2 protein-coding genes are annotated in these 1,080 nt (G+C 62.1%); one reads left to right on the forward strand and one right to left on the reverse strand.

The annotated features are described in order from the left end of the window. A partial coding sequence (yegD, locus tag ABT171_RS41745) for a molecular chaperone (protein WP_351252199.1) occupies positions 1–777 on the reverse strand: 777 nt, incomplete at its 3' end. Between the two features lie 122 nt (positions 778–899). On the opposite strand from yegD, the gene ABT171_RS41750 reads away from it, so the two are divergent. Then, positions 900–1,080, forward strand: a 181-nt coding sequence (locus ABT171_RS41750; protein WP_351252201.1) for an Ada metal-binding domain-containing protein, incomplete at its 3' end; no start/stop codon positions are given.

Genomic DNA, 1,080 nt, shown 5'->3' on the forward strand with positions numbered 1-1,080 from the left:
CAGCATGATGTCCAGATCGTTACCGCCGACCCGGCAGCCGCTGTGGCCCAGCAGGCTCTGCTGGCGATCGGCGCGGTTGCGCCACTGCGGCCCCATCAGCAGCACCGAGCAGTCGGTGGTGCCGCCGCCGATGTCCACCACCAGCACGGTTTGCTCTTCGCTCAGCGTCGCTTCGAAGTCCAGCCCCGCCGCCACCGGCTCGAACTGGAACTCAATGTCCTTGAAACCGGCGCGTTCGGCGGCGCGTTGCAGAATGCCCTGCGCCTGCCGGTTGGCTTCGTCGCCGCCGATGCCCTGGAAATTGATCGGCCGGCCGATCACCGCCTGATCGATGCCGGTTTGCAGCACATTTTCCGCCTGGCGTTTGATGTGGAACATCATGGCGCACACCAGGTCTTCGAACAGCGCGATCTGCTGTGGTTTCAGGCCGTTGGCGCCGAGGAAGGACTTCGGCGAGCGCACGAAGTACACCTCTTCCGGATCTTCCATATAGTGCGCCAGCGCCTGCAGGCCGAACAGCACGCTGTCGCCGTTGACCGGAATGTCTTCTTCGCGGTTGTAACTGATGGCGCGGCGCAGCAGCTGCTGGTTTTCTTCGCTGCCGGTCGGGATCTGCCAATGGCGGTGCAGGCATTCGCTCACCGCTTCGCGGGTCGGCGCGCACAGCATCGAAGGCAGATAGGGCGCGTTGTTTTCCAGCGTCAACAGCTCGGGGCCGTGGTCGCGCATCACTGCAACGGAACAGTTGGCTGTCCCGTAATCGAATCCAATAAACATCTCTTTTTTGTCCCCATGCCAATGAAGGGGGGCGACTTTACCCGAGACGGGGCCGGCGGGCAATGCGCCAATGCGCGAGTGTCGAAAAATTTAGCGGGCGCGGCGGCGGCGTGCTTAACTTAATGTCCGAATTCCGCACGTCAGTGCGCCAGGCGAGCCCCATAATGCAGAAAAAACCGAACCCGAGCGTTGCCATGAATACTCAACAGCAAGCGTTGTACGACGCGCTGCGCGCGCGTGACCGCAAATTCGACGGCCGTTTTTTCGTCGGCGTCTCTTCCACCGGCATGTATTGTCGCCCGG

The organism is Streptomyces sp. NPDC001851, assembly GCF_040297165.1.
Classification (GTDB): domain Bacteria; phylum Actinomycetota; class Actinomycetes; order Streptomycetales; family Streptomycetaceae; genus Streptomyces.